The 24,428-nt window shown below is 72.4% G+C and carries 18 protein-coding genes; 13 read left to right on the top strand and 5 right to left on the bottom strand.

The window, feature by feature from the left end; all coding sequences use genetic code 11:
• Positions 1 to 9 precede the first annotated feature (9 nt).
• Both ACFYM0_RS08460 and ACFYM0_RS08455 read left to right on the top strand, forming a co-directional pair.
• A complete protein-coding gene (locus ACFYM0_RS08460; RefSeq protein ID WP_388498095.1) occupies positions 10 to 708 on the top strand; it encodes a lipopolysaccharide biosynthesis protein in 699 nt (232 codons plus the stop codon).
• Positions 705 to 1,847: a GNAT family N-acetyltransferase gene (locus tag ACFYM0_RS08455; RefSeq protein WP_388498093.1), complete on the top strand. Its 1,143-nt coding sequence runs from the start codon at positions 705 to 707 to the stop codon at positions 1,845 to 1,847. The genes ACFYM0_RS08460 and ACFYM0_RS08455 overlap by 4 nt, the downstream gene beginning before the upstream one ends.
• Before the next feature lie 14 nt (positions 1,848 to 1,861).
• Here ACFYM0_RS08455 and ACFYM0_RS08450 read toward each other — a convergent pair whose 3' ends face one another.
• The gene (locus tag ACFYM0_RS08450) at positions 1,862 to 3,556 is read right to left on the bottom strand and encodes a glycosyl hydrolase (RefSeq protein WP_388498091.1); all 1,695 of its coding nucleotides are present in this window, start codon (positions 3,554 to 3,556) and stop codon (positions 1,862 to 1,864) included.
• 294 nt (positions 3,557 to 3,850) lie between these two features.
• Here ACFYM0_RS08450 and ACFYM0_RS08445 point away from each other — a divergent pair, with 294 nt between their 5' ends.
• The 5 genes from ACFYM0_RS08445 (at position 3,851) to ACFYM0_RS08425 (ending at position 9,350) form a co-directional block, all read left to right on the top strand.
• Positions 3,851 to 5,164 (top strand): ATP-grasp domain-containing protein, encoded by a 1,314-nt coding sequence (locus tag ACFYM0_RS08445; RefSeq protein WP_388498088.1) that lies wholly within the window; start codon positions 3,851 to 3,853, stop codon positions 5,162 to 5,164.
• A gap of 158 nt (positions 5,165 to 5,322) precedes the next feature.
• Positions 5,323 to 6,588, top strand: a complete 1,266-nt coding sequence (locus ACFYM0_RS08440; protein ID WP_388498513.1) for an NAD(P)-binding domain-containing protein — start codon at positions 5,323 to 5,325, stop codon at positions 6,586 to 6,588.
• 32 nt (positions 6,589 to 6,620) lie between these two features.
• The gene (locus ACFYM0_RS08435) at positions 6,621 to 6,953 is read left to right on the top strand and encodes a hypothetical protein (RefSeq protein WP_388498085.1); all 333 of its coding nucleotides are present in this window, start codon (positions 6,621 to 6,623) and stop codon (positions 6,951 to 6,953) included.
• Between the two features lie 14 nt (positions 6,954 to 6,967).
• The gene (locus ACFYM0_RS08430) at positions 6,968 to 9,088 is read left to right on the top strand and encodes a SpoIIE family protein phosphatase (protein WP_388498511.1); all 2,121 of its coding nucleotides are present in this window, start codon (positions 6,968 to 6,970) and stop codon (positions 9,086 to 9,088) included.
• Between the two features lie 82 nt (positions 9,089 to 9,170).
• Positions 9,171 to 9,350: a hypothetical protein gene (locus tag ACFYM0_RS08425; protein ID WP_243335422.1), complete on the top strand. Its 180-nt coding sequence runs from the start codon at positions 9,171 to 9,173 to the stop codon at positions 9,348 to 9,350.
• A gap of 85 nt (positions 9,351 to 9,435) precedes the next feature.
• Here the strand turns inward: ACFYM0_RS08425 and ACFYM0_RS08420 are convergent, their stop codons facing one another.
• Positions 9,436 to 9,882, bottom strand: coding sequence for a DUF6299 family protein (locus ACFYM0_RS08420; protein ID WP_388498082.1), 447 nt, complete (start codon positions 9,880 to 9,882; stop codon positions 9,436 to 9,438).
• Between the two features lie 175 nt (positions 9,883 to 10,057).
• On the opposite strand from ACFYM0_RS08420, the gene ACFYM0_RS08415 reads away from it, so the two are divergent.
• Both ACFYM0_RS08415 and ACFYM0_RS08410 read left to right on the top strand, forming a co-directional pair.
• Positions 10,058 to 10,663: a DUF4352 domain-containing protein gene (locus ACFYM0_RS08415; protein WP_388498080.1), complete on the top strand. Its 606-nt coding sequence runs from the start codon at positions 10,058 to 10,060 to the stop codon at positions 10,661 to 10,663.
• Between the two features lie 57 nt (positions 10,664 to 10,720).
• On the top strand, positions 10,721 to 11,215 hold the full coding sequence (locus ACFYM0_RS08410) for a DUF5949 family protein (protein ID WP_385377937.1): 495 nt from the start codon (positions 10,721 to 10,723) through the stop codon (positions 11,213 to 11,215).
• A gap of 191 nt (positions 11,216 to 11,406) precedes the next feature.
• On the opposite strand, the gene ACFYM0_RS08405 is transcribed toward ACFYM0_RS08410, so the two are convergent.
• The 3 genes from ACFYM0_RS08405 to ACFYM0_RS08395 all read right to left on the bottom strand — a co-directional run bounded on the left by ACFYM0_RS08405 (position 11,407) and on the right by ACFYM0_RS08395 (position 14,693).
• Complete coding sequence (locus tag ACFYM0_RS08405; RefSeq protein ID WP_388498076.1) at positions 11,407 to 12,684, bottom strand: cytochrome P450; 1,278 nt, start codon at positions 12,682 to 12,684, stop codon at positions 11,407 to 11,409.
• Positions 12,685 to 12,769: 85 nt separating this feature from the next.
• The gene (locus tag ACFYM0_RS08400) at positions 12,770 to 13,939 is read right to left on the bottom strand and encodes a low temperature requirement protein A (RefSeq protein ID WP_388498074.1); all 1,170 of its coding nucleotides are present in this window, start codon (positions 13,937 to 13,939) and stop codon (positions 12,770 to 12,772) included.
• A gap of 28 nt (positions 13,940 to 13,967) precedes the next feature.
• Positions 13,968 to 14,693 carry a sirohydrochlorin chelatase gene (locus ACFYM0_RS08395; protein ID WP_388498071.1) on the bottom strand — a complete coding sequence of 242 codons (726 nt, stop codon included), beginning with the start codon at positions 14,691 to 14,693 and terminating at the stop codon, positions 13,968 to 13,970.
• Positions 14,694 to 14,963: 270 nt separating this feature from the next.
• On the opposite strand from ACFYM0_RS08395, the gene nirB reads away from it, so the two are divergent.
• The 4 genes from nirB (at position 14,964) to pflB (ending at position 24,324) form a co-directional block, all read left to right on the top strand.
• Positions 14,964 to 17,744, top strand: coding sequence for a nitrite reductase large subunit NirB (nirB, locus tag ACFYM0_RS08390; protein ID WP_388498068.1), 2,781 nt, complete (start codon positions 14,964 to 14,966; stop codon positions 17,742 to 17,744).
• Between the two features lie 236 nt (positions 17,745 to 17,980).
• The gene (locus tag ACFYM0_RS08385) at positions 17,981 to 19,402 is read left to right on the top strand and encodes a NarK family nitrate/nitrite MFS transporter (RefSeq protein ID WP_388498066.1); all 1,422 of its coding nucleotides are present in this window, start codon (positions 17,981 to 17,983) and stop codon (positions 19,400 to 19,402) included.
• Between the two features lie 166 nt (positions 19,403 to 19,568).
• Positions 19,569 to 21,791 carry an FG-GAP repeat domain-containing protein gene (locus tag ACFYM0_RS08380; protein ID WP_388498065.1) on the top strand — a complete coding sequence of 741 codons (2,223 nt, stop codon included), beginning with the start codon at positions 19,569 to 19,571 and terminating at the stop codon, positions 21,789 to 21,791.
• 262 nt (positions 21,792 to 22,053) lie between these two features.
• Positions 22,054 to 24,324 carry a formate C-acetyltransferase gene (pflB, locus tag ACFYM0_RS08375; protein WP_388498062.1) on the top strand — a complete coding sequence of 757 codons (2,271 nt, stop codon included), beginning with the start codon at positions 22,054 to 22,056 and terminating at the stop codon, positions 24,322 to 24,324.
• Positions 24,325 to 24,428 lie beyond the last annotated feature (104 nt).

Genomic DNA, 24,428 nt, shown 5'->3' with positions numbered 1-24,428 from the left:
GGTACGCACATGGCGGACACCGCCGACCAGAAGAAGTCCACCCACCGGCGCCGGGTTCGGCTGCTGCCGCCGCCCGCGTGGTGGCCGCTGCCCGCCGCCGCGCTGCTGGGGCTCGCCGCAGGCGGGGCGTACGGGGTGCTCAAGGCGCCCGAGTACGCCGCCACCAGTTACGTCGTCGCGGTCCCCGACGACACCACCGAGCCGGCCACCGCGCTGGGCTTCGCCCAGGCCTACGCCCGCATCGCCACCAGCAGTTCGACCCTCGCGTACGCCCAGCCCCGCGCGGGCATCGGCGTGCAGAAGCTCCGGACCCAGGTCCGCGCGGAGACCTCCCCCGAGTCCCCGATGATCGCCATCACCGGGACCGCCAAGAGCGCCGGCGAGGCCGCCGACATCGCCAACGCCGTGGCCGACGCCCTGTCGTTGAGCAGCAACCAGGCCGCCAAGAACACCGGCGTGCAGCTGCTCCTCTTCAACCAGGCCGTCGCGCCCAGCGACCCCGCCTCCGCCTCCCCGGCCCTCAGCGGTGCGGTCGGCCTGTGCGCCGGCGGGCTGCTGGGCGGGCTGTGGCTGCTGGCCCGGCCCGCCGCCCGGCGGCGGGAGGAGGGGCCCGTCGCGGAAGCCGAGGTGGAGACCGTCGAGGAATACGCCTCGCTGCCCGCGCAGGGTGAGCCGGCCGCGGCCAAGGAGAAGGAGTCGGTGCGATGACCTCCGGCTCCGCCGGGGCCCTGTCGGTCACGCTGTGCCGCGATCCCCGGCAGTTCGCCGCGCTGGAGGAGTCGTGGAACCGGCTCGCCCGCGCCTGTCCCACCGCCACTCCCTTCCAGAGCCATGCCTGGCTGCACTCCTGGTGGCTGTCCTACGGCAAGGACGGCCGGCTCCGCATCGTCCTGGTGCGGCGCGGGGAGGAACTGGTCGGCGCGGCCGCGCTGATGCTCGTACACCGGCCGCTGCCGCTGCTCGTGCCGCTCGGCGGGGGCATCACCGACTACTTCGACGTGCTCGTGGCCGCGGAGCACGCCGACCAGGTCGTCCCGGCCCTGGCCAACGGCCTGCACCGGGCCGCCCGGGGCGCGGTGGTGGACCTGCGCGAGGTGCGGCCCGGGGCCGCCGCCGAGGCCGTGTACGCGGCCTGGCCCGGGATCGGCAGCAAGCTGACCGACTCCACTTGCATGGAGCTGCCGGCCATGCCCTTCGACGAGCTGGTCAAGCGGATGCCGTCCTCCGGCGCCCAGCGGGTGCGGGCCAAGCTCCGCAAGACCGACGCGGCGGGGATCGAGGAACACGAGGTCACCGAGCAGGAAGTGCCGCGAGCGGTACGGACCTTGCTGCGGCTGCACGAGAAGCAGTGGCGCGGCCGCGGGGTGACCCCCGAACACCTCAAGCCCCGCTTCGCCGAACACCTGACCCGGGCCACCCGGCGGATGGTGCGCGCGGGGGAGGGGCGGCTGGCCGAGTTCCGGCTCGACGGGAAGGTGGTGGCCGCCAACCTCACCCTGCTCTCGGGCACGCTCAGCGGCGGCTACCTCTACGGCGCCGATCCCGATCTGCGGGACCGGAAGGTGGACGTTGCCACGCTGCTGCTGCGCTACGAGACCACCCGCGCGCTCGCCGAAGGCCGCCCGGTGGTGAGCTTCCTGCGCGGCAACGAACCGTACAAGAACCACTGGCGGCCGCGGACGGTGGTCAATCAGCGCTTCCTGCTGGCCACGGCCGCGCTCGCGCCCCTGCTGCGACTGCACGAGTCGCAGGTGACGGGGCGCGAGCGGGCGGTGGACGCACTGCGGGAGGCGCTGCCGGCCGCCAGGGACTGGCGGGCGCGGCTCAACGAACTGCGGGTCCGATGACCCGAACGCCCCGCCTAGAAGGGCCAGAAGCCGGACTCCTTGCCCCAGTCGACCTTGACGCAGACCGACTGCTTGCCGACCAGCTTGGAGAGCCACTCGCCGAAGTTGATCGGCACGCACCACTCCGTGCTGTTGACGGGCGGCACGGTCGGTACGGGCGGGGTCGTCGGCTTGGGCGGCTGGGACGGCTCGGGCTTCGGCACGAGCGGCGAAGGCGCCGGGGACGGCACCTCGGGGTCCGGCTTGGGCACGACCGGGCTGGCGCTCGGGCTCGGGACCTCCGGGACGACCGGGCTGACCTCGGGGGACGGGACCAGCGGACTGGGCTCGACCGGGCTGGGCGCGGCTGGGCTGGGCTCGACCGGGCTGGGAACGGCCGGGCTCGGCTCGGCCGGGATCTCCGGGCTGGGGACCACGGGCGAGGGCGTCGGGACGACCGGGCTCGGGACCTGCGGGCTGGGCGCGACCGGGCTGGGAACGACCGGGCTTGGTTCGGCCGGGCTGGGCTCCGCGGGGCTCGGGCCGGCCGGGCTGGGCTCGGCCGGGCTCGGGACCAGCGGGCTGGGCTCGACGGGGCTCGGGCTCGGGACCTGCGGGCTGGGGAGCACGACCGGAGGGGTGACGACCGGCGTCGGGATCTCCGGCGTGGGGACCTGCGGGGTCGGGATGACCGGCGTGGGCACCACGGGGGTCGGGACGACCGGGGTCGGGATCACCGGGTCGGGCCGCTGCGGGGTCAGCGCCTCGCGGAAGACCTTCGTCGAGGCCGGGTTCTGCTTGCACTGCCAGACGCCGTGCGGGCAGTAGTCGGTGATGGTGTGGTAGAGCGGCTTCTGCTTCTGGATCCACTGCAGCATGCGCCGCATGTACTCCGGGTTGTCCCCGTTGCGGAACAGCCCCCACTCCGGGTACGAGATCTCTTTTCCGTGTGCCCGCGCGAAGTCGACGTGCTGCTGGAGCCCGTACGGCTGGCTGATCTGTTCGTCGAAGTTCCGGCCGGGCCCCTGGTCGTACGAGTCCATCCCGACGATGTCGACCACGTCGTCGCCGGGGTAGCACTTGGTCCAGCCGATCGCGTCCGTGCCGCGGTTCGGGGTGAAATCGAACTTGAACTTCTGACCGGGCACGGAGCGCATCGTGTTGACGACGCGCTTCCAGTACGCCTTCCAGTTCTCCGGGTCGGGCCCGCAGCGGTGGGTGTACGTGGTGCCGTTCATCTCCCAGCCGAGCACGATCACCGTGTCCGGGACACCGAGCGCCACCAGCCGTTCGGCGAGCTTCTTGAAGTGCCGGTCGTACTGGCCGTCCGCGCCCGCCCGGATCAGCTGGGCCACCTGGTAGTCGGGGACCCGGGCCTCGTTGCGCTCCTGCATGGGCACGTTGAGGACGAACATCCGGTCGTCCCGCTGGCGCCGCCACTGCGCCCAGTCGTCCAGGAAGCTGACGCCGCCCTCGATGCCGGCCCACTGGTCGCCGGGCAGATAGGTGTGCCCGACCCGGATCTCCTTGCCGCCCAGCCAGTTCGACAGGAACGGGATGCGGGCCACTCCGGGCGGCCCGTAGTCGAGGTAGGCACCCATGGCGATGTCCGCCGTGCCGGTGTCCCCGCTCTGCTCTTCCGGAGCCGCGAGCGCGGCCCCGGTGGCGAGCAGTCCGGCCGTCACCGTTCCGATGCAGGTGCTCGCCAGTCGGCGGCGTGGTCTGGGCATGGCGTCTCCCGAGCTTTCCTGAATCGGTGTGCTTACCAAAGACGTTAGGCATCACATCTGACGAATGGCCTGTCCGGTGACCTCTTCCTAGGCCATTCGCACGTGCGCATCCTCCCCGCTTGGTCCGACTAGGTGAAAGACACCGTTCCCATGCACGCGCATCCCAGCCAAGTGCCCGCAGTTCTGCTCAGACTCGATCGGAATCCGTTCCACCACGGAACCCTCGGCGCCGTCAGATCCCTTGGGCGCACGGGTGTGGAGGTCCATGCCGTCGTCGAGGCCGGGGGAGGTCCCATGGGGCGTTCGCGCTACCTGAGTGCCGTACACCCCGGACCCTCGGGCGGCGTCGACCCCGAGGCGCCCGAAGCCCTGCTGGAGTGCCTGACCGGGGTCTCCGAGCGGATCGGCCGCCCGGCGGTGCTCATCGCGATGGACGACCTGAGCGCGATCGCGGTGTCCCGGGTCGGACCGATGCTCAGCGACCGTTTCCGGATCCCCCATCAGCCCGACGACCTGCCCGCGCGGGTGGCGGACAAGGCCGAGCTGTCGCGGCTCTGCGCCCGGTGGGACGTACCCCACCCCGAGACCGTGATCCCGGCGAGCGGGGCCGAGGCGGCGGAGGCCGCGTGGCGGCTGGGGCTCCCGGTGATCGCCAAGTGGAGCCGGCCGTGGCTGCTGCCCCAGGGCGCGGGCCTGCGCAGCACCACCCTGCTCCACGCGGCCGCCGAGGCGCGCCGGCTGTACGAGCGCGCGGAGGAGGCGGGGAGCCGGCTGCTGCTCCAGCGGTTCCTGCCGGCCGGGCCGGACACCGACTGGTTCTTCCACGGCGCGTTCGCCCGGGGCGGGCGTCCGCTGATCACCGGGTCGGGGCGCAAGGAACTGTCCTGGCCGGTGCGGACGGGGCTGACGGCGGTCGGGCGGTGGCTGCCGGACCCGGAGGTGGAGGAGGCGGGGCTGCGGCTCGCCGAGCGGCTCGGCTACCAGGGGATCCTGGACCTGGACTTCCGCCGGGACGAGCGGGGCGTCTTCCGCCTGGTGGACTTCAACCCGCGGCCGGGAGCGCAGTTCCGGCTCTTCACCGACACGGGCGGCCTGGACGTGGTCCAGGCGATGTACCTCGATCTGACGGGCCAACGGGTCCCGGAGCCGTCCGGCGGACCGGGCCGGGTCTTCGTGGCGGAGAACTACGCCCTGCTCGCGGCGGTGCGCGGCCGCTCGCTTCCGCGCCGCCCCCCGGCCCCGTCCGCCGGGGCGGGCGCCGAGCCGGGGCGGTCCGTACGGACGGCCGCGGCCACGCCCGTGCGCCGGGGCCGGGGACCGGCCCGGGTGCGGGGGCAGGTGGAGGCGGCGTGGTTCGCGGCCGACGACCCGATGCCGTTCCTGGCGATGCTCGCCGCCTTCCTGGGGCGGGGCGCGGTCAAGGCCGTGCAGGTGCTGCGGGGGGTCCCCGCGCAGGGCCGCCGGACGGCCCGGGCGGTGGTCCGCGCGCCGCGCCAGCGGGGCCGGGAGCTGCCTCCGCCGGCCGCGGCCGGAGCCTCGGGCGGGTCCGCCCCCCGGTCCGCCCCGCCGGAGGCCCCGGCGGAGCCGGACGAGCTGGTGACGCGGTGACGCGGTGACGCGGTGACGCGGTGACGCGGTGACGCGTTTCGGCCCTGCGGGCGTGGGGTGTGGGAGGCGTGGGACGCAGGGGTGCAAGGCGGCCCGGGGCGCAGGGGCGCAGGTGGCAGGGGATGAACCATGAGGCTGGAGGGACTGCGGTGACACGGATGGACGACCTCGTGGTGGTCGGAGCGGGGCCCTACGGGCTGTCGATCGCCGCCCACGCGGCCGGTGCGGGGCTCGGGGTGCGGGTCCTCGGGCGGCCCATGGCCTCCTGGCGGGACCACATGCCCGAGGGCATGTACCTCAAGTCGGAGCCGTGGTCCTCCAACCTCTCGGCTCCCGGCGGGCGTTACACACTGGCCGAGTACTGCGCGGGCCGCGGGATCGCCGCCGAACACGGAACTCCGCTGCCCATCGGGACGTTCAGCGCGTACGGGCTCTGGTTCGCCCGGCATGCGGCACCCCCGGTGGAGGAGGCGACCGTCACCGAAGTCACCCCGCAGGGCGGGGGTTTCCTGATCCGCACCGCCGAGGGGCCGCCGCTGCTGGCCCGGACCGTCGCGCTGGCCGTGGGCGTGATGCCGTTCGTGCGGTACCCCGAGGCGCTACGGGAACTGCCCGCGGCCCACTATTCGCACAGCAGCGGCCACCGCGACCTGACCCGCTTCGCCGGCCGCGAGGTAGCCGTGCTCGGCGCCGGGCAGGCGGCCCTGGAGACCGCGGCCCTGCTCGCCGAGAACGGGGCCCGCCCGTGCCTGGTGGCCCGGCGCTCCCGGCTGAACTGGAACACCGTCCCGCAGCCGCTGCGGCGGCCCCCGCTGCGCTCCCTGCGCGATCCGCACAGCGGCCTCGGCACCGGCTGGCGCAGCTGGGCCTGGTCGGAGCTGCCCTGGGCGGTGCGCCGGCTGCCCGCGCCCACCCGGGAGCGGATCGCGGCGACCGCGCTGGGGCCCGCCGGGGCCTGGTGGCTGCGGGAGCGCTTCGAGCGGCGGGTCCCGGTCCTGCTCGGGCACCGGTTGCAGCGGGCGGTCCCGACCGGCGGGCGGACCCGGCTCGGCCTGTCCACCGCCTCCGGGGAGTCCGTCGTCCTGGACACCTCGCACGTGATCGCGGCGACCGGCTTCACCCCGGACCTGGCCCGGCTGGAACTGCTCGACGCGGGGCTGCGGGCCGCGCTGGCCACCGTGGGACGGAGCGGGACGCCGGAGCTGAGTCCCGGCTTCGAGTCCTCGTGGCCCGGGCTGTTCTTCGCGGGGCTGCTGACCGCTCCCTCATTCGGCCCTTCCATGCGATTCGTGCACGGTGCCGGCTTCACGGCGGGGAGACTGGTGTCAGGAGTCCGCAAGCGTCTGGGGGCCCGGAGCCCGCTGACGGGATCCACCGGCGCGCCCCGGACCGACCGGGCCACGGCCGCCGGGCACAGAGCGTGAGAGCCAGTCACACGACGTGAGAGGGGTCCGCGATGAGCGATGAGCGCGCACAGGGCCGGGGCTGGGTGAGGATCCCGGCCAGCCGTGCGGAGCAGCCCGGCACGACGCGGGCGGCGCCCCCGCAGCCGTACGGGCAGTCCCCGTACGCGCAGGACCCGTACCCGCACGCACACGGCCGGCACGCGCAGGCCCCGTACGCGCAGCCTCCGTACGCGCAGGCCCAGCACGCGCAGGCCCCGTACGACCCCTCGACGATCTACCTCTCCCTCGTCAAGCGCTGGCAGGAGGCCGGACGCACCCTTCCGGGGCATCCTGACGAGGAGTGGGAGCGGCTCATTTCCCAGCCGTGCTGGCCCGGCCGTTAGGTGGTGTGAGTCTCGTGGCAGCGGCGGAGCGACGCGACAAGAGACCGGAGGGCCCCGGAAGCGCGGGGAGTGCCGGAAGCGCCCGGCACCCCCTCATCGGCCCCGGTGAGCGGCTCGCGCTCAACGGCATGGGCAGCTTCGAGTGGGACCTCGGCGCCGGAACCCTGGCCATGGACGAGGCCGGGATGGCGGTCTTCGACCTGGGGCCGGAGGATTTCGACGGCACCCCCGACAGCCTGGGGCTGCGGATCCCGATCGACGACTCCGCGCGGCTCCGGGACACGGTCCAGGGCGCCCTGGACGGCGGGGAAGAGGCGTACGGCCAGTACTTCACGGTGCAGCGGCGCGACGGCCGCGACCAGTGGACGCACACCCAGGGCCGGGTCCTGCGGGACGCGGAGGGGCGCCCGGTGCGCATCGTCGGCATCGTCCGGGACGCGACGGCCGAGCTCGCCCACCTCACGGTGCTGCGCAAGCTGGAGTCGGCGCGCGCCCAGCAGGCGACCATCGTGCAGCGGACCACCGAGGCCCTGTCGCGGGCCGTGACGGTCGACGACGTGACGGCCACGCTGACGGGTGCGGGCGCGCTGGAACGGCTCGGCGTCGACGGAATGGCGCTGGGACTGGTCGAGGGCGGCCACATCAAGATCATCGCGCTGAGCGGGGAGTCCCTGGAGATCCTCAGCGAACGCAAGTTCACCCGCCTGGACGGCACGCTGCCGCTGTCGCAGGCGGTGCTCAGCAGGAAGGCTCGGTTCGTCACCTCCCTGACGGAGCTGGCGGGAGAGTTCCCGCTGCTCGCCGACTACCTGAGCCGCATCCAGTACGACGCGGCCGCCTACCTCCCGCTCATCGCGCAGGCAGAGGCCATCGGCGGACTGGTGCTCTTCTACCGGCGTCGCACCGACTTCAGCCCCGAGGAGCGCAACCTCTGCCTGGGCCTGGCGGGCATCGTCGCCCAGTCGCTCCAGCGGGCGCTCCTCTTCGACCAGGAGCGCGAGTTCGCCACCATGCTGCAGGCCGCCATGCTGCCGCGGCGGATCCCCGAGATCACCGGCGGGGAGATCGCGGTGCGCTACCACTCGGCCTGGAGCGGACGCGAGGTCGGCGGGGACTGGTACGACGTGATCGCGCTGCCCCGCGACCGCGTCGGCATCGTCGTGGGCGACGTACAGGGCCACGACACGCATGCCGCCGCCATCATGGGCCAGCTCCGCATCGCCCTGCGGGCCTACGCGGGTGAGGGGCATCCGCCCTCCACGGTGCTGGCGCGCGCCTCCCGCTTCCTGGCCGAGCTGGACACCGAACGGTTCGCGACCTGCATGTACGCCCAGGTGGACCTGGAGACCGGAGGCGTACGGGCGGTCCGCGCGGGCCACCTCGGACCGCTGATCCGGCACACGGACGGGCGAACGGGCTGGCCCAACGTGCGCGGCGGCCTGCCGCTCGGGCTGGCCACGGTCTTCGAACAGGAGGAGTTCCCCGAGACCCGGCTCGACCTGGTCCCCGGCGAGACCCTCGTCCTGTGCACCGACGGCCTCGTGGAAGAGCCCGGCACCGCCATCACCCAGGGCATGGAAGCCCTCGCCCACGCGGTCCGCAGCGGCCCCCAGGAAGCCGGGGCGCTCGCCGACCACCTCTCGGACCGGCTGTGGGAGCGCTGGGGCTCCGGCGACGACGTGGCCCTGCTGGTGCTGCGCAGGGCCCCGGACCCGGGCACCCACCGGGCACCGCGCATCCACCAGTACGTGCACCAGGCGGACCCGGAGGGGCTCTCCGAGGCCCGCTACGCCCTGCGCCAGGCGCTGCGCGACTGGGGCATGCCGGAACTCGCCGACGACGTGGAGCTGGCGGCGGGGGAGCTGCTCGTCAACGCCCTGCTGCACACCGACGGCGGAGCGGTGCTGACCATGGAGGTGCTGCCGGAGCCGGTCCGGCGGATCCGGCTGTGGGTCAAGGACCGCTCCAGCGTGTGGCCGCGCCGGCGCACCCCGGGGGAGTCGGCGACCACGGGACGCGGGCTGTTGCTGGTGGACGCGCTGGCCACGCACTGGGGAGTGGAGTCCCGGGGCGACGGCAAGGCGGTGTGGTGCGAGTTCTCCGCGGCGGGCAGCGCGGCGCGGAGCGCGCCGTGAAGGGGCGGACCGTGACCGGGTGCTCACGTCGAGTTGTGGGGCGGTGGGGGCGGGGTGATGATGCCGCCATGGAACGGTTTCTGTGGAACCTGCCGTGCGCCGGCTGAGCAAGCGCGCGGTGACGGGCGTCCTGGCGCTGCTGCTGTGCGCGGCCGGGGCGGCGACGGCGGTGGACTGGTCGACCGGCCGTCCGGACACGGACCCGGGGTGTCAGACGGTGGCCTTCATGTCGATGACGGGCGAGGCGCCCGCGTGCCGTTGACGGCCTCCGGCAGGCTTCGGGCGACGCCCGGGTCCCGGTAGCGGCGGCTACCGGAGGGGGCGTACGCGCGCACCGCGGGGGGTGGCTACCGGTGGTCGATCACCCGGACCGGGTGGGCGTCCTGCGCGACCGTGTCGATCGACCGGGGCAGCAGTCCGCCGCCGAAGCGGATCTCCTGCAGTTCGGCCTTGGCCAGTGCCTCGCCGGCGTGCACGGTCGGGGTGAGCCGGAGCGTGCCGTGCGCCGACCAGTCGTGCACCGCGCCGTCGCACTGGGCGTCGCCGCCGCCGATGCTGAGGCGGACGTCCTCCTGCTCGATGGTCGCCTTGATCTGAACCGCTCCCGAGGGTGACGGGGCGGTGCAGTGGTACTCACCGAAAAGGTGGATCGTGCCGTCGGGAGCGATGCGGGCTTCCGAAGATACGTAAATGCCATTGCCGTACGGCGCGGCATTCGCCGGGGCGGTGAATACCGCCGTGGCGCCCAGTGCGGCGAGTGCGGCCAAGGCCATGCGGGGGCCGGTCGTGGCCATCGTTTCCTCCTGTTGGACGAGGGGTTCAGGGGGTGGCGGAATTCCGCCGGAACGCATTGTGCTGGCATATGGAGGTCAATGCGTTCCACGGGATCGTGTCGGTGTGTGCAATTGCCCGCTCGGGCGCGTGAGACTGACCGGAATACGTCCCCGAAGATCCCCGAAGGGATCCCGCATGCGCCAGTCCGTCCTTGCCACGGCCGCCCTCCTCCCGCTCCTGCTGTTCGGTGCCACGGCCTGCTCCGGCGCCCCCGAAGGGGCCGCCCTCGCCCCGGCCGCGGTGCCCGCCGTGCCCGTGGACGACGGTGCGCCGGGTGTCGGGGACGATCCCTCGGCGGAGCGGGACGGGGTGGCGCGGGCCGCCTCGAAGGACGCCCATGTGGGTGACTCCGTACGGGTCAGGGGCAAAGAGGTGGGCCGTCACCTCCAGGTGGTGCTGGCCGCCTACGTCGATCCGGCGGTCAGCGTCGAGAAGAACTTCGCCCCGGCGGCGGGCAAGCGCTGGGTGGCCGCCTCGATGTCCTTCGTCAACGTGGGCGGGGCCTCGTACGGGGCTCTCGGGCGCATGTGGGCGCTCGACGGCGCGGGGCAGCGCCACCCGGTGGTGCCCACCGGGGAGCTCACGACCGGCAAACCGCTCGTCTTCGATTCGCTCGCGGTCGGTGAGCGGGCCGAAGGATGGGTGGTGTTCGAAATTCCGGAAAACACGCGCATCGTGCGGCTCCAGTACCAGGACGCGAACATGCTGGCGAATTCCGGAGGTGGTTTCTGGGCGGTCTAGCCCGCCCGGGTGAAACGGCGTCAAAGGGCCGGGCCGTCGACCACTAAGGTGCGGCGCATGACTTCTACCCAGGCCGAACTCGACCGCTCCAAGCTCGGCACCCTTTCGGTGCTCGCGTGGATCGGCGACCCCGACGAGGCCCACGACATTCCCTATCTCCTCGCCTACATCCTCGGGGACGGCCCCGACGGTCCCGAGGCGAGCGAGGCGGCCGCCCGCGGGCTGCTGGAGGAGATCGGCCTGCCCATCGGCGACGTGGTGATGGACGGCGTCCGCAACCCGGCTTCCTTCCCGGTGCAGATCCTCCTGGAGGGCAACCAGATCGCGCTGACCCTGCCGGGCATGAACGCGAAGTGCGTCGCCCCGCCGGAGTGGGTCAAGGCGGCGGCCGACAGCGGGCAGGCCTACTTCCTCTTCGCCACGCGCGCCTGGCCCGAGGCGGTTCCCGGCCGGCCGGTCGACGCCGAGACGCTGCAGGCGTTCGCCGGTGACACCGAGGTGCTCAACCACAGCGCCCACGCCGTCCTCGCGGTCCGGCGCCTGCAGCGCTAGGGCCTGTCGCGGGCATCCCCTCGCGCACACGCCGCGCGCCGGCCTCGGCACCGGCCCCCCGCTCCGGCCGCCGGGCTCCCAGCCTGCCCGGTGGCCGGCCCGTCGTGTCCGGGCCGTGGTGTCCGGGCCGTGGTGTCCGGGCCGTGGCGTCCGGTCCGTCGCGTCCGGGCCGGTGGCTCCGGCCGACCGGCCTACGGCTGTTCGAAGGCGAAGCGCAGCGAGCGGACCCGGTTGTCGAAGCTCGACCCGGCCAGGTCGGGCAGTCCGACCGCGCGCAGGCCGACCGGGCGGGTCAGCAGCTCGCGGAAGAGCGCCTTCATCTCCACCCGCGCCAGGTGCGCGCCCAGGCAGAAGTGCGGTCCGCCGCCGCCGAACCCCAGGTGGGGGTTGGGGGAGCGGGTGATGTCGAAGGCGTCCGGATCGGGGAAGACGGCCTCGTCGCGGTTGGCGGAGGCGTAGTACAGCACCACCTTGTCGCCGGGAACGAACGCGTGCCCGCCCAGGGTGTGTTCGGCGACGACCGTCCGGCGGAACTGGATGATCGGCGTGGAGTGGCGGATCATCTCGTCCACCGCGCCGTCCGCGTGCGCCTCGAAGTCCTCGAGCAGCAGGTCGCGTTGGTCGGGGTGGTCGGTCAGCAGGGTCAGGCCGTGGGTGATGGCGTTGCGGGTGGTCTCCACCCCGGCCACCATCAACAGGGAGAAGAAGGCGCCGAGTTGGCGGGCTCCAAGGGCTTCGCCGTCCACGTTCGCGCAGACCAGGGCCGAGATCAGATCGTCGGTCGGGTTCTCGCGCCGCTCCCGCCCGATCCCCGCCACCATCCGCTGCATCCGGGCCAGGGCCCGCAGGCCGCGCCCCGGCATCCGCAGCCGGGCGGCCAGGCCCCGCTCGACGCCGATGTTCTCGGAGGCGTGGTTGACGCGATCGGCGATCTCGGCGCGGTAGCGCTCCGGGATGCCCATCATGTTGCAGATGACCTCCAGGGGCAGCTTCGAGGCCACCGCCTCGACGAACTCGTCCGGCCGCCGCTCCAGCACGTCGTCCACGATGCGCGCCGCCACCGCGTGGATGTCCTCCTCCGCGGCCGCCAGCAGCCGGGGGGTGAAGGCCCGCTGCACGATCTTGCGCAGCTGCGCGTGCTCGGCGCCGTCCAGGTTGACCATCGAGTCCCCGAACAGCGCCCGCACCCACCGGGCCGGCTCGGGCGTCGTCACCCCGGGCGCGCTGGCGAACACCTTGGGCAGCCGGCTCGCCTCCTGCACGTCCGCGTGCCGTACGAGGGCCCAGTGCCCGCTCCCCTCGGGGACGAACACGGGGGAGTCCAGGGCCCGCAGGCGGGCGAAGGCGGCCAGCCGGTGGGCGGGGGGTGCCTGCCAGAAGGCCGGGTCGGCCAATTCCCTGCCGGGGGCTGGGGCTGGGGCTGGGGCTGGGGCGGGGTCTTGGCCGGGGCGTTGTGCGGGGAGCGTCATGGGCTGAAAACGGTGCCGGGGGCGCGGGGGTGACGGGTCCGGCGCGGCGCCGTTGCCGGGGGCGCCGCCCCCGGACCCCCGCTCCTCAAGCGCCGGCGGGGCTGGATGGGGTGCGGTTGGCCAGGGTCAGGCCGATGGCCACCGTCGCCGCCGCGGCCAGGCCGGCGTAGAGGACGGCGTACGTGCCCGTCCACGAGCAGGCCAGTACCACGAGGGCGGAGAGCGGCAGGGTCAGCTGCTGGGCGAGGCCCCGCTTGAAGTGGCGGGAGTGCAGGAGCCAGACCATCAGCAGGAAGAGCGCGGCCGGGACGGTGACGGCCGCGTTCGCGGCGAGTTGCGAGACGTGCGCCTTGCCGACCGCGTGCTCGACCGCGACCTCGATGCCCGCGCCGATCGCCGCGCCCGAGGCGAAGATCAACAGGTGTCCGTACCCCCACGGGATCGCCTCCCGGTTGGATTCCAGGTGCTCGTGCATCGGCACCGCGAAGTAGATCCACCAGGCGGCGAAGACGATGAGCAGAGCGCCCGCCGCGATCGGCAGCAGCTCGCCCAGGGCCTCGTGCTCGTCGAGCGCCGACTTCACGGCCACCGTGCTCGCCGCGATCGTCTCGCCGAGCACGATGATCGTGAACAGGCCGTAGCGCTCCACGATGTGGTGGGCGTGCCACGGCGTCTGGTGGCCGCGCTCGGCCACCACCGGAACCAGCAGCTCCGCGGCGACCAGGATCAGGAACAGCCAGCGCTTGGAGCCGTCCGGGGCGAACAGCAGCGCCACCCAGCCGGCCTGGCAGATGACCAGCCCGGCCGCGTACTTCAGGGCCGCGGTGCGGGCCTCGCCGCTCTCGCCGGAGGCGGCGCGCAGCCACTGGGCGGTGAGCGCGACGCGCATGATCAGGTAGCCGATGACGGGCACCGTCCAGTCGTTCTGCGCGAACGCCCGGCTCACGCCCGCCGCGTAGACGAGCACGCCGCAGATCTGGACGAGCGTCGCGATCCGGTACGGCACGTCGTCGCAGTCGTAGGCGGAGGCGAACCACGTGAAGTTCATCCACGCCCACCACACACCGAAGAAGACGAAGAAGTAGCTGATCACGCCGGTGCCGGGATGGCCCTCGGCCAGCGCGTGCACGAGCTGGGCGCCCGCCTGCGCGATGGCGACGACGAAGCACAGGTCGAAGAAGAGCTCCAGCGGGGTCGCGGCGCGGTGGCCCTCGTCCCGGCTGCGGGCGGTCATGGGTACGTAGGCCACAGGCATACCGCCCAGGACAGCAGCCCTGAGGGGCTCAGCAAGCGAGGCGCGCGGCCCTCAGGGCGCGTGTGCCCCGGGCGGACTCGTACCGGCCCAGGACGAGGCGGGCCAGGCGCGGGTGGTCGGCCAGCGGCTCCGAGACCGTCCAGGCGGCCGAGGCGTTCAGGGTGCGCATGAAGCGGCCCGGGGCCAGCAGGTGCGCCGCCACCGCGATCCGGCGGTACCCGGCGCCCTGGAGGGAGGCCAGGGCTTCGGGGACGGTCGGCCCGGCGGAGGTGAGGTAGGCGGGGAGCACGGGGACGGGGGCGGCTCCGTCGTCGTCGTGCTCCAGCAGCGCGGAGAGCTGGGCCGCGCAGGCCTGCGTACCGGCGTTGCCGCCGGGGCGGGAGGAGCCGGCGCCGGCCACCACCACCGCGTCGGCCCGCGTGTACGGGCCGCGGCGCCGCTCGGCCTCGCGCAGCCGGCCGTGCAGGGCGCGGGCGATGTCGCGCTCGCCGCTGAGGCCCTCGGTGAGGGCGCAGCCGGTGCCCTCCAGGACGGCGGGTATGTCGACGCGGCGGTGGAAACCGTCGCCGAGCAGCAGCGGGACCACCACCGCGCGCGGGTGCTCCCGTACGACCTCGGCGAGCGAGGGGCGCTGCACGTCGAGGTGGCCGACCAGCGCGTGCACCCCGCTGATGGCCTCGACGGCGGCGACGAGCCGGCGAATGGTCGCGGCGGCCTCCGGGTCGGCGCTGCCGTGGACGGCGATGACGAGCATGTGGTCTGCCTCCCTGATCCACCCCGTGGGTCCCCCTCCCACGCTAGGCGCGGCGCGGGCCCGGTGCAGCCTGGCCAAGGGCCCGCGGGGCGGGCCGGAGGTCCTGTGCGGAAGGGGTCGTTTCCCCGTCCCCAGGGGTCCTTTTCGGGCGTTCGGGGCCGTGGGTCCGACCTACCGTCGAAGAGTCGGAACGCATGCACGCGTGACGTCTTGGCCCGGCCGCCCTGGCCGCCCCGGGATCGCGCGGCACAGGGACACGGAGTGAGATCCATGGGGCAGACGCTGGTTGTCATCGGCCACGGCATGGTGGGGCACCGCCTGCTGGAGGCGCTCGCGGAGCGTGACGCGCTCGCCGACCCGGCCCGCCCCGAACGCGGCGGCTGGCAGGTCACCGTCCTCGCCGAGGAGGAGCGCCCGGCCTACGACCGCGTGCACCTGTCCGCGGCCTTCACCGGCTCCACCGGCGAGGAGCTGTCCCTGGCCCGGCCCGGTTTCCTGGACGAGTACGGCATCGACCTGCGCCTCGGCGACCCGGCGGAGCTCATCGACACCACGGCCCGTACGGTCACCGCCCGCTCCGGCGACGTGGTCCGTTACGACGCGCTCGTGCTCGCGACCGGCTCCTACCCCTTCGTGCCGCCGATCGACGGCGCCGACGCGGAGGGCTGCTTCACCTACCGCACGCTCGACGACGTCGAGGCACTGACCGCGTACGCCGCGGACCCCGGGGTCCGCACCGGTGTCGTCATCGGCGGCGGGCTCCTCGGCCTGGAGGCGGCGGGCGCGCTGCGCACACTCGGACTGGCCACGCACGTGGTGGAGTTCGCGCCCCGGCTGATGCCGCTGCAGGTGGACGACGGAGGCGCGGCCGCCCTGCGGTCCACCATCGAGTCCATGGGCGTCGCCGTGCACACGGGTGTCGGCGCGGCCGGCGTGCAGATCCACCCCGACGGGCGGGCGCAGGCGCTCCGGCTGACCAGCGGCGAGGAGATCGGCTCCGACGTCGTGGTCTTCTCGGCCGGTGTGCGGCCGCGCGACCGCCTGGCCCGCGAGTGCGGCCTGGCCGTGGGCGACCGCGGCGGGGTCGTCGTGGACGGGCACTGCCGCACCAGCGACCCGTACGTCTACGCGATCGGTGAGTGCGCGCAGACCGTCGACGGCAAGGTGTACGGGCTGGTCGCGCCCGGCTACCAGATGGCGGAGACCGTCGCCGAGGCCCTCGCGGGCGCGGGCGAGCTCACCTTCACCGGGGCGGACACCTCCACCAAGCTCAAGCTGATGGGCGCCGACGTGGCCTCCTTCGGCGACCCCTTCGCCCCCGAGGGCCGTGACGGTGCCGTCTCGGTGGTCTTCTCCGACGCCCGCGAGGGCGTCTACAAGAAGCTGCTGCTGGGCCCCGACGGTGCACTGCTCGGCGGGATCCTGGTCGGCGACGCCGAGGCCTACGGCTCTCTGAAGCCGCACGCCGGCCGGCAGCTGCCGGCCCCGCCGGAGGCCTTCATCCTGCCGTCGGGCGACGGCGCGGTGCTCCCCGGCGCGGACGCGCTGCCCGATGACGCGGTGGTGTGCAGCTGCCACAACATCACCAAGGGGCGCGTGCGCGAGGCGGTCGTCGCGGAGTCCCTCACCGACATCGGCGGCATCAAGAAGTGCACCAAGGCCGGCACGGGCTGCGGCGGCTGCATCGGCACGCTGCAAGCGGTCCTGGACGCCGAACTGGCCGCGGCGGGCATCGAGAAGCCGCGCGGGCTGTGCGAACACTTCACCCTGACCCGGGCGGAGATCTACGAGAAGATCCGCACCGAGCGCATCCGCAGCTTCAGCGAGCTGCTGGAGACCTACGGCGAGGGCGGCGAGGGCTGCGCCGTCTGCAAGCCGGTCGTCGCGAACGTCCTGGGCACCCTCGCCCCCGACCTCGGCATCGGACACATCCTGGCGGGCGAGCAGGCGGCCCTGCAGGACTCCAACGACCTCTTCCTCGCCAACCTCCAGAAGGACGGCACCTACTCGGTCGTCCCGCGCGTCGCCGGCGGCGAGATCACGGCCGAACAGGTCATCGTGCTGGGCGAGGTGGCCAGGGACTACGCCCTCTACACGAAGATCACCGGAGCCCAGCGCATCGGCCTCTTCGGGGTCAAGAAGGAGCAGCTGCCCGACATCTGGCGGCGTCTGGGCGGCGCCGGATTCGAGTCCGGGCAGGCGTACGGGAAGTCCCTGCGCGCGGTGAAGTCCTGTGTGGGAGCCCGCTTCTGCCGCTTCGGGCAGGGCGACTCCATCCAGCTCGCGATCGACCTGGAGCTGCGCTACCGGGGCCTGCGCACCCCGCACAAGTTCAAGGGCGGCGTCTCGGGCTGCCTGCGCGAATGCGCGGAGGCCCGGGGCAAGGACATCGGCGTCATCGCCACCGCCAACGGCTGGAACCTGTACGTCAGCGGCAACGGCGGGGCGACCCCGCGCCACGCCGACCTGCTGGCCTCGGACCTGGACACCGCCGAACTCTTCGCGCTGATCGACCGGTTCCTCATGTACTACATCCGCACCGGCGAGCGCCTGGAGCGGACGTCCGCCTGGCTGGAGCGGCTCGGCGGCAGCGCCGCGGGCCTGGAACACCTGAAGGCCGTCCTGATCGAGGACTCGCTCGGAATCTGCGCGGAGCTGGAGGCGCAGATGGAGCGCCACGTGTCGGCGTACGAGGACGAGTGGTCGGCGGTCCTGGAGGACCCGGTGGCGCTGGAGCGCTTCGGGAGCGTGGACTTCGGGGCGGCCGCCGAGGGCGCCGGGCAGTCCCTGGAGCCGGGCCGCGGGCGGACCGCGGTGCTGCCGGACGGCACCGAGGCGGCGGTCTTCAAGGACCGTGCGGGCGAGGTCTACGCGGTCGGCAACCGGGACCCCTTCTCGGGCGCCGACGTGATCGCCAACGGCATCATGGGCTCGCGCGACGGGGTGCCCGTCGTGGCCTCGCCGATGCACAAGCAGGTCTTCGACCTGCGTACCGGCATCTGCCTGGACGACCCCGAGGTGTCCTTGCCGCTGGTGGATCTGCGGCCCTAAGGCTCTGGGGCCGCCGTACCAACGCACTGTGGGCGAGGGGACCTTGTCCCGTCGCCCACACGACGTTCTCCCCTGATGAGGGGCGCCCCTGTAGGCGGACCCTAAGAAGGTCAGGGCTTTCAGCTTCGTTTTCCTCAACCCCTCCGAACGTGTCAGGCCCCTTCGGACGCGTCAGGCCCCTCCGAACGCGTCAGGCCCCTTCGACCTACAGACCCCTTCGACCTACAGGAAATGCCATGAGTTCCGCCAAGCAGGACGCGCGCGCGGCGACCGCCCGGGTGCAGGCGCCGGATCCGGCGCAGTACCGCCCCGGTCGCACCATCACCGAGTGGACGCCGGAGGATCCGTCCTTCTGGCAGACCACCGGCAAGAAGGTCGCCACCCGCAACCTGTGGATCGCGGTGCCGGCCCTGCTGGTGGCCTTCGTGGTCTGGCAGGTCTGGAGCATCACGGCGACCAACCTCAAGGACGTCGGCTTCGGCTTCTCGCAGTCCCAGCTGTTCTGGCTGACGGCCGTCCCCGGCATCACGGGCGGCACCGCCCGGATCCTCTACACCTTCATCGGCCCGATGATCGGACAGCGCCGCTTCACCGCGCTCTCCACGGTCATCCTGATCGTGCCGCTGCTGTGGCTGGGCTTCGCGGTGCAGGACCCCACCACCTCGTACACCACGCTGGTCGCCATCGCCGCGCTCTGCGGCATCGGCGGAGCCAACTTCTCCTCCTCCCTGGCCAACATCGGCTTCTTCTACCCGAAGCAGGAGAAGGGCAACGCGACCGGCATCAACGGCGGTCTGGGCAACCTCGGCGTCTCCGTGGTGCAGCTGCTCACGCCGATCCTGATCACCACCTCGGTGCTGGCCATCGGCTCGGGCCAGAAGAAGGCGGACGGCTCGGAGATCTACCTCCAGAACGCCGCGTTCGTCTGGGTGCCGGTCCTGATCGTCCTCGCGGCCATCGCCTGGTTCGGCCAGAACGACCTGAAGGTGGCCTCCACCCCCTTCAGCCAGCAGAAGATCATCTTCAAGCGCAAGCACAACTGGCTGATGACCTGGCTCTACGTCGGCACCTTCGGCTCCTTCATCGGTTTCGCCGCGGCCCTCCCGCTCCTGATCAAGACGACCTTCCCGGCGTACTCCGTGGCCACCTACGCCTGGATGGGCCCGGCGCTCGGCGCACTGGCCCGCTGGGCGGGCGGCTGGATCGCCGACAAGTTGGGCGGCGCACGGGTGACGATCCTGTCCTTCGTGGGCATGGGCGCGTCGATCATCGGCGTGATCACCTTCCTGCCGGCCGGCTCCGACCAGGGCTCCTTCTACGGCTTCTTCTTCTGCTTCCTGTCGGCGTTCTTCTTCTCGGGCATCGGCAACGGCTCGACCTTCCGCCAGATCCCGGTCATCTTCCGCGGTCAGCACCTCGCCGGCCTGACCGAGGGCACCCCCGAGTACGCGAAGGGGCTGAAGCAGGCCGAGATCGAGTCGGGCGCGGTGACCGGTTTCACGGCGGCCATCGCCGCCTACGGCTTCTTCTTCATCCCGGCGATGTTCGCCAACTTCGCCGTGACCAGCGCGATGTGGGGCTTCGTCGCCTTCTACGCCAGCTGTGTCGTCGTGGCCTGGTGGTTCTACGCCCGCAAGGGCGCGGAGGCCCCCAGCTAGGCCGTCTCTTCCTCGGCCTCCGATGGTCAGCCCGGGTGGTACTCCCACCCGGGCTTTCCGTTGTTGCGCCCCGGCCCCCGCGCCTCCACCGGGTGATGGGGGGCTGATATACGCTGCGTCAGCTGGCTCATTCATCATGATCCTTAAGCCCGGGGGGGCTCTCAGCATGGTTCTGCACGTTCGTCATGCCCGCATTCGGTTCGGCCTCGCGCTGACGCCCGTACTGTCGCTGGCGCTCGCCGCGCCGAGTGCATTCGCGGCACCCGTCGCGGCCACGCCCGACCCCGATCCCGCTCCGGCGACGGCCCTGGCCGCGACCGCCGCTGCGCCTGCGGCACTGGGCCGGTGGGGCTCGGCCACGGAGCTCTCCGGGATCGCGGGAGGGGTCCTGGACATGAAGTCCGCCAAGGACGGCACCGTCGTGGCCCTCCTGTCCCAGCCCACCGACGAGGGCTACCGGACCGTGGCCTCCGTACGCCCTGCGGGCAGCACCAAGTGGCTGCCCGTCGCGCCGATCTCAGGCGCCGCGCTCACCACCCTCGGCGATGGCTCCGTCGCGACGCAGTGGACCGAGAAGACGGCGGACGGCACGGCCCTGGCGATCCGTTTCGCCCGCGTCCTGCCCGGCGCCACGGCCTTCTCGGCGCCGGAGACCATCGCCACGGTCCCGGCGGCCCACGGCGTCGTCCTCGCGGCCAACGCCTCCGGCCGGCTCGCCGCCGCCTGGATGGACGGCGACCGCAAGCTGACCGTCTCCGAGCGTCCGTCGGAGGGAGCCGCCTGGTCCGCCCCGGCCGTGCTCGACCGGCTGCCGGAACCCATCCACCGTCAGGACAACGACTACGACTACCACCTGACGGACCTCCGGCTCGCCGTCGCGAAGGACGGCGCCGCGATGGTGATCTGGGGCGGCAACTCCAAGTACGAGGGCGACGGCGTGGATCCGGACCCGACCGCCTGGAAGTGGCACTACAAGGTGCTGGAGCGGGCCGCCGGCTCCGCCTCCTGGTCCCAGCCCGCCGACCTGCCGCAGCTCGGTGAGCAGCCGGAGGGCGTCGTGCTCGCCGAGCACCCCAAGGGCGGGTTCCACTGGTTCACGTACTCGAGCTACGCCCACAAGCCGGCGGGCGCCTCGGCCTGGAGCCCGGCTGAGGCCGCGGGCGGCCTGAGCGTGAGTTCCCGCACCCAGATGCTGGCGCTGCCGAACGGCGACCTGATGGTGATCGGCGGGTCCGGCTACCTGCTGCGGTCGGCGACCACCGGGGAATGGCGGTCCCCGCAGCGGCTTCCGGCCCGGTTGGCCGGTTCCCTGAAGGGATCGCTGCGCGCCGTGCAGGCCGCGAACGGCTCGGTCGTGGTCACCTGGGCCGAGGCCCAGTCGAGCGGCTCGGAGGTCGGCGACGTGAAGACCTCCACCTACGCGGGCGGCGCCTGGTCGGCGCCGAAGGTCATCGGCACGGGCGCCTGGCCGGCGACGGCGCTGGCCGCCGACGGCGGTGGCCGACCCGTCGCGCTGTGGAGCACGCAGGCGACCGCGAACGGCAAGACCACGTACCGGACCTTCAGCGCGACGACGGCCACGAGCCGCCCGCTGCCCACGTGGCGGGACTACAACGACGACGGCAGGCCCGAACTCCTCGCCAACAGCACCGACGCCTATACGAGCGCCACCAAGGCCTACTCCGTCGGCGCCACCGGTCTGACGGAGCTGCAGCGAGTGGCCTGGGCCACGCCCCCGAAGGTGCAGCCCACGCAGTTCCTGCCGTTCGGTGACCTGGACGGGGACAGGTGCAACGACATGCTCGTGCGCCTCGTCACCGGTGAGGTCCGGATGTACACGCCGGTCTGCGGCGGACTGCCCTCGGAGGGATCCGCGTACAAGAAGATCTCCTCGGACTGGAAGCTGTACGACAGCCTCGTCTCGACCGGGGACCTGACCGGTGACGGCAAGGCCGATCTGCTCGCCCGGTCTTCCGCGAGCGGGTACCTGTACCTGTACGCGAACAACGGCGCCGGCGGCTTCGCCGCCCGCGTCAAGGTCGGTGGCGGCTGGAACACGTACAAGAAGCTGATCGGTACGGGCGACCTCAACGGCGACGGCAAGGCCGACATCCTGGCCCTCGACGGTTCCGGGGAGCTCTGGCGCTACGACGGCACCGGGAAGGCGGCCGGCGCCTTCAAGCCGCGCGCGCTGGTCTTCAAGGACTGGGGCGGCACCTACGCGGACGTCGCCGGCGCGGGCGACCTGACCGGTGACGGCAAGGCCGACCTCGTCTCGCGGGACACGACGGGCCGCGCCTGGCTCAACGCGGGCACCGGCACCGGCAGCTTCGCCAACCGCAAGCAGCTCGGCACCACCTCGCCCCTGAAGTACTACCGCCCCTTCTGACGGTCTCGCTCCGCCTCCGCGCCCGCCGCCCCGTCCCTGACCGGGCGGCGGGCGCTACCTTCCCAGAATCTTGTGAAAGTTTTCACAAGCGCACGATGGACCTTTGACCTGCCCAAAGTGCCAGGTCAGCCGTGATGGGAGACCCTGGGAGCCGGGGATCGCGGGACCTTCGGGCCCCAGCTCAGGACCAACGCGGCGCCAAATGATCGATCAAAAGGCGTGCAATGGATGCAAGCAATGAGGCGATCGGAAGGTGCGGGCGATGACTGCCACCCCTGCGGAAACCACGAAGAACGGCGAAGCCTGGAACGGCTTCAAGGGCGGTCTGTGGCGCGACGCCGTCGACGTCCGCGACTTCATCCAGCAGAACTACACGCCGTACGAGGGTGACGACACCTTCCTCGCCGGTCCCACCGAGCGCACCACCGCCGTGTGGAAGGCGATCACCGACAAGTTCCCGGAGGAGCGCGAGAAGGGCGTCTACGACGTCGCGTACGACATCCCGTCGACGATCACCGCGCACGCCCCCGGTTACATCGACCGCGACAAGGACCTGATCGTCGGCCTCCAGACGGACGCCCCGCTCAAGCGCGCGATCATGCCCTACGGCGGCTGGCGCATGGTCGCCGGCGCCCTGGAGACCTACGGCTACCCGGTCTCCGACGACCTGGAGAAGGTCTTCACGGAGTACCGCAAGACCCACAACGCCGGTGTCTTCGACGCGTACACCCCCGACATCCGCGCCGCCCGCAAGGCCGGCATCGTGACCGGCCTGCCGGACGCGTACGGCCGCGGCCGCATCATCGGCGACTACCGCCGCGTGTCGCTCTACGGCGTCGACCGCCTCATCGCCGTCAAGAAGGAGGAGAAGGAGGAGATCAACTCCCTCCCCGCGGGCAACCGCTCGCTGGAGGAGACGATCCGCCTGCGCGAGGAGCTCTCCGAGCAGATCCGCGCCCTCGCCGAGCTCAAGGCGATGGCCGCCTCCTACGGGTACGACATCTCCGGCCCGGCCACCACCGGCCGCGAGGCCATCCAGTGGCTGTACTTCGCGTACCTGGCCGCCGTGAAGGAGCAGAACGGCGCGGCCATGTCGCTCGGCCGCACCTCCACCTTCATCGACGTCTACCTCCAGCGCGACATCGAGGCCGGCATCCTCACCGAGGAGCAGGCCCAGGAGCTGGTCGACGACTTCATCATCAAGCTCCGCATCGTCCGCTTCCTGCGCACCCCGGAGTACGACGAGCTCTTCTCCGGCGACCCCACCTGGGTCACCGAGTCCATCGCCGGCATGGGCGAGGACGGCCGTCCGCTGGTCACCAAGACCTCGTTCCGCTACCTCCACACCCTCTACAACCTCGGCCCGGCCCCCGAGCCGAACATGACCGTCTTCTGGTCGCCCCAGCTGCCGCAGGGCTTCAAGGAGTTCTGCGCCAGGGTCTCGATCGACACCTCCTCGGTGCAGTACGAGTCCGACGAGCTGATGCGCCCGCGCTTCGGCGACGACACCGCCATCGCCTGCTGCGTCTCGGCCATGCCGGTCGGCAAGCAGATGCAGTTCTTCGGCGCCCGCGTGAACCTCGCCAAGACCCTGCTCTACGCGATCAACGGCGGCCGCGACGAGAAGTCCGGAGCCCAGGTCGGCCCGTCCACCGGCGCCCTCACCTCCGACGTGCTGGACTACGACCAGGTCATGGCCAAGTTCGACGAGCAGATGGAATGGCTCGCCGACACCTACGTCCACGCCCTGAACGTCATCCACTACATGCACGACAAGTACGCCTACGAGCGCATCGAGATGGCGCTCCACGACCGCGACGTGCGCCGCACCATGGCCTGCGGCATCGCCGGCCTCTCGGTCGCCGCCGACTCGCTGGCCGCCATCAAGTACGCCAAGGTCACCGCCGTGCGCGACGAGACCGGCCTCGCCACCGACTACACCATCGAGGGTGACTACCCGGCGTACGGCAACAACGACGACCGTGTCGACTCGATCGCCGTCTGGCTGGTCGAGGAGTTCATGAAGAAGATCCGCAAGCACCCGACGTACCGCGAGGCCGAGCACACCCAGTCGGTGCTCACCATCACCTCGAACGTCGTCTACGGCAAGAAGACCGGCAACACGCCGGACGGACGCCGCGCGGGCGAGCCGTTCTCCCCGGGCGCCAACCCGATGAACGGCCGCGACACCCACGGCTACGTCACCTCGGCGCTGTCGGTCGCGAAGCTCCCGTACGAGGACGCCGAGGACGGCATCTCGCTGACCAACACCGTCACCCCCGACGGCCTGGGCCGCACCCCCGAGGAGCGGATCAAGAACCTGGCGGGCGTCCTCGACGGCTACATGGCGGTCGACGGCTTCCACATGAACGTGAACGTGCTCAACCGCGACACGCTCATGGACGCCATGGAGCACCCGGAGAACTACCCGCAGCTCACCATCCGCGTCAGCGGATACGCGGTGAACTTCGTCCGCCTCACGCGCGCTCAGCAGCTCGACGTGTTGAACCGCACCTTCCACGGCTCTCTCTGATCCTTCCGGTCCTTCGAGAGACCCACGAGCACGCGCGGCCCGGGGCCGGCCCTCGCCCGGCCCCGGGACCGCGCGTCACCAGATCAGCCCACGGAATCCGGAAG

The sequence above is a fragment of the Streptomyces sp. NPDC006487 genome, from assembly GCF_042870555.1.
Taxonomy (GTDB): domain Bacteria; phylum Actinomycetota; class Actinomycetes; order Streptomycetales; family Streptomycetaceae; genus Streptomyces.
The sequence above is the reverse complement of the archived record's forward strand: the minus strand, read 5'-3'. Positions and strand labels throughout refer to the sequence as shown.

Excerpts from the sequence above, each read along its gene's own strand:
- ACFYM0_RS08460 (WP_388498095.1), top strand. The coding sequence starts at position 10 with ATGGCGGACACCGCCGACCAGAAGAAGTCCACCCACCGGCGCCGGGTT.
- ACFYM0_RS08455 (WP_388498093.1), top strand. The coding sequence starts at position 705 with ATGACCTCCGGCTCCGCCGGGGCCCTGTCGGTCACGCTGTGCCGCGAT.
- ACFYM0_RS08450 (WP_388498091.1), bottom strand. The coding sequence starts at position 3,556 with ATGCCCAGACCACGCCGCCGACTGGCGAGCACCTGCATCGGAACGGTG.
- ACFYM0_RS08445 (WP_388498088.1), top strand. The coding sequence starts at position 3,851 with ATGGGGCGTTCGCGCTACCTGAGTGCCGTACACCCCGGACCCTCGGGC.
- ACFYM0_RS08440 (WP_388498513.1), top strand. The coding sequence starts at position 5,323 with ATGGACGACCTCGTGGTGGTCGGAGCGGGGCCCTACGGGCTGTCGATC.
- ACFYM0_RS08435 (WP_388498085.1), top strand. The coding sequence starts at position 6,621 with ATGAGCGATGAGCGCGCACAGGGCCGGGGCTGGGTGAGGATCCCGGCC.
- ACFYM0_RS08420 (WP_388498082.1), bottom strand. The coding sequence starts at position 9,882 with ATGGCCACGACCGGCCCCCGCATGGCCTTGGCCGCACTCGCCGCACTG.
- ACFYM0_RS08415 (WP_388498080.1), top strand. The coding sequence starts at position 10,058 with ATGCGCCAGTCCGTCCTTGCCACGGCCGCCCTCCTCCCGCTCCTGCTG.
- ACFYM0_RS08410 (WP_385377937.1), top strand. The coding sequence starts at position 10,721 with ATGACTTCTACCCAGGCCGAACTCGACCGCTCCAAGCTCGGCACCCTT.
- ACFYM0_RS08405 (WP_388498076.1), bottom strand. The coding sequence starts at position 12,684 with ATGACGCTCCCCGCACAACGCCCCGGCCAAGACCCCGCCCCAGCCCCA.
- ACFYM0_RS08400 (WP_388498074.1), bottom strand. The coding sequence starts at position 13,939 with ATGCCTGTGGCCTACGTACCCATGACCGCCCGCAGCCGGGACGAGGGC.
- ACFYM0_RS08395 (WP_388498071.1), bottom strand. The coding sequence starts at position 14,693 with ATGCTCGTCATCGCCGTCCACGGCAGCGCCGACCCGGAGGCCGCCGCG.
- nirB (WP_388498068.1), top strand. The coding sequence starts at position 14,964 with ATGGGGCAGACGCTGGTTGTCATCGGCCACGGCATGGTGGGGCACCGC.
- ACFYM0_RS08385 (WP_388498066.1), top strand. The coding sequence starts at position 17,981 with ATGAGTTCCGCCAAGCAGGACGCGCGCGCGGCGACCGCCCGGGTGCAG.
- ACFYM0_RS08380 (WP_388498065.1), top strand. The coding sequence starts at position 19,569 with ATGGTTCTGCACGTTCGTCATGCCCGCATTCGGTTCGGCCTCGCGCTG.
- pflB (WP_388498062.1), top strand. The coding sequence starts at position 22,054 with ATGACTGCCACCCCTGCGGAAACCACGAAGAACGGCGAAGCCTGGAAC.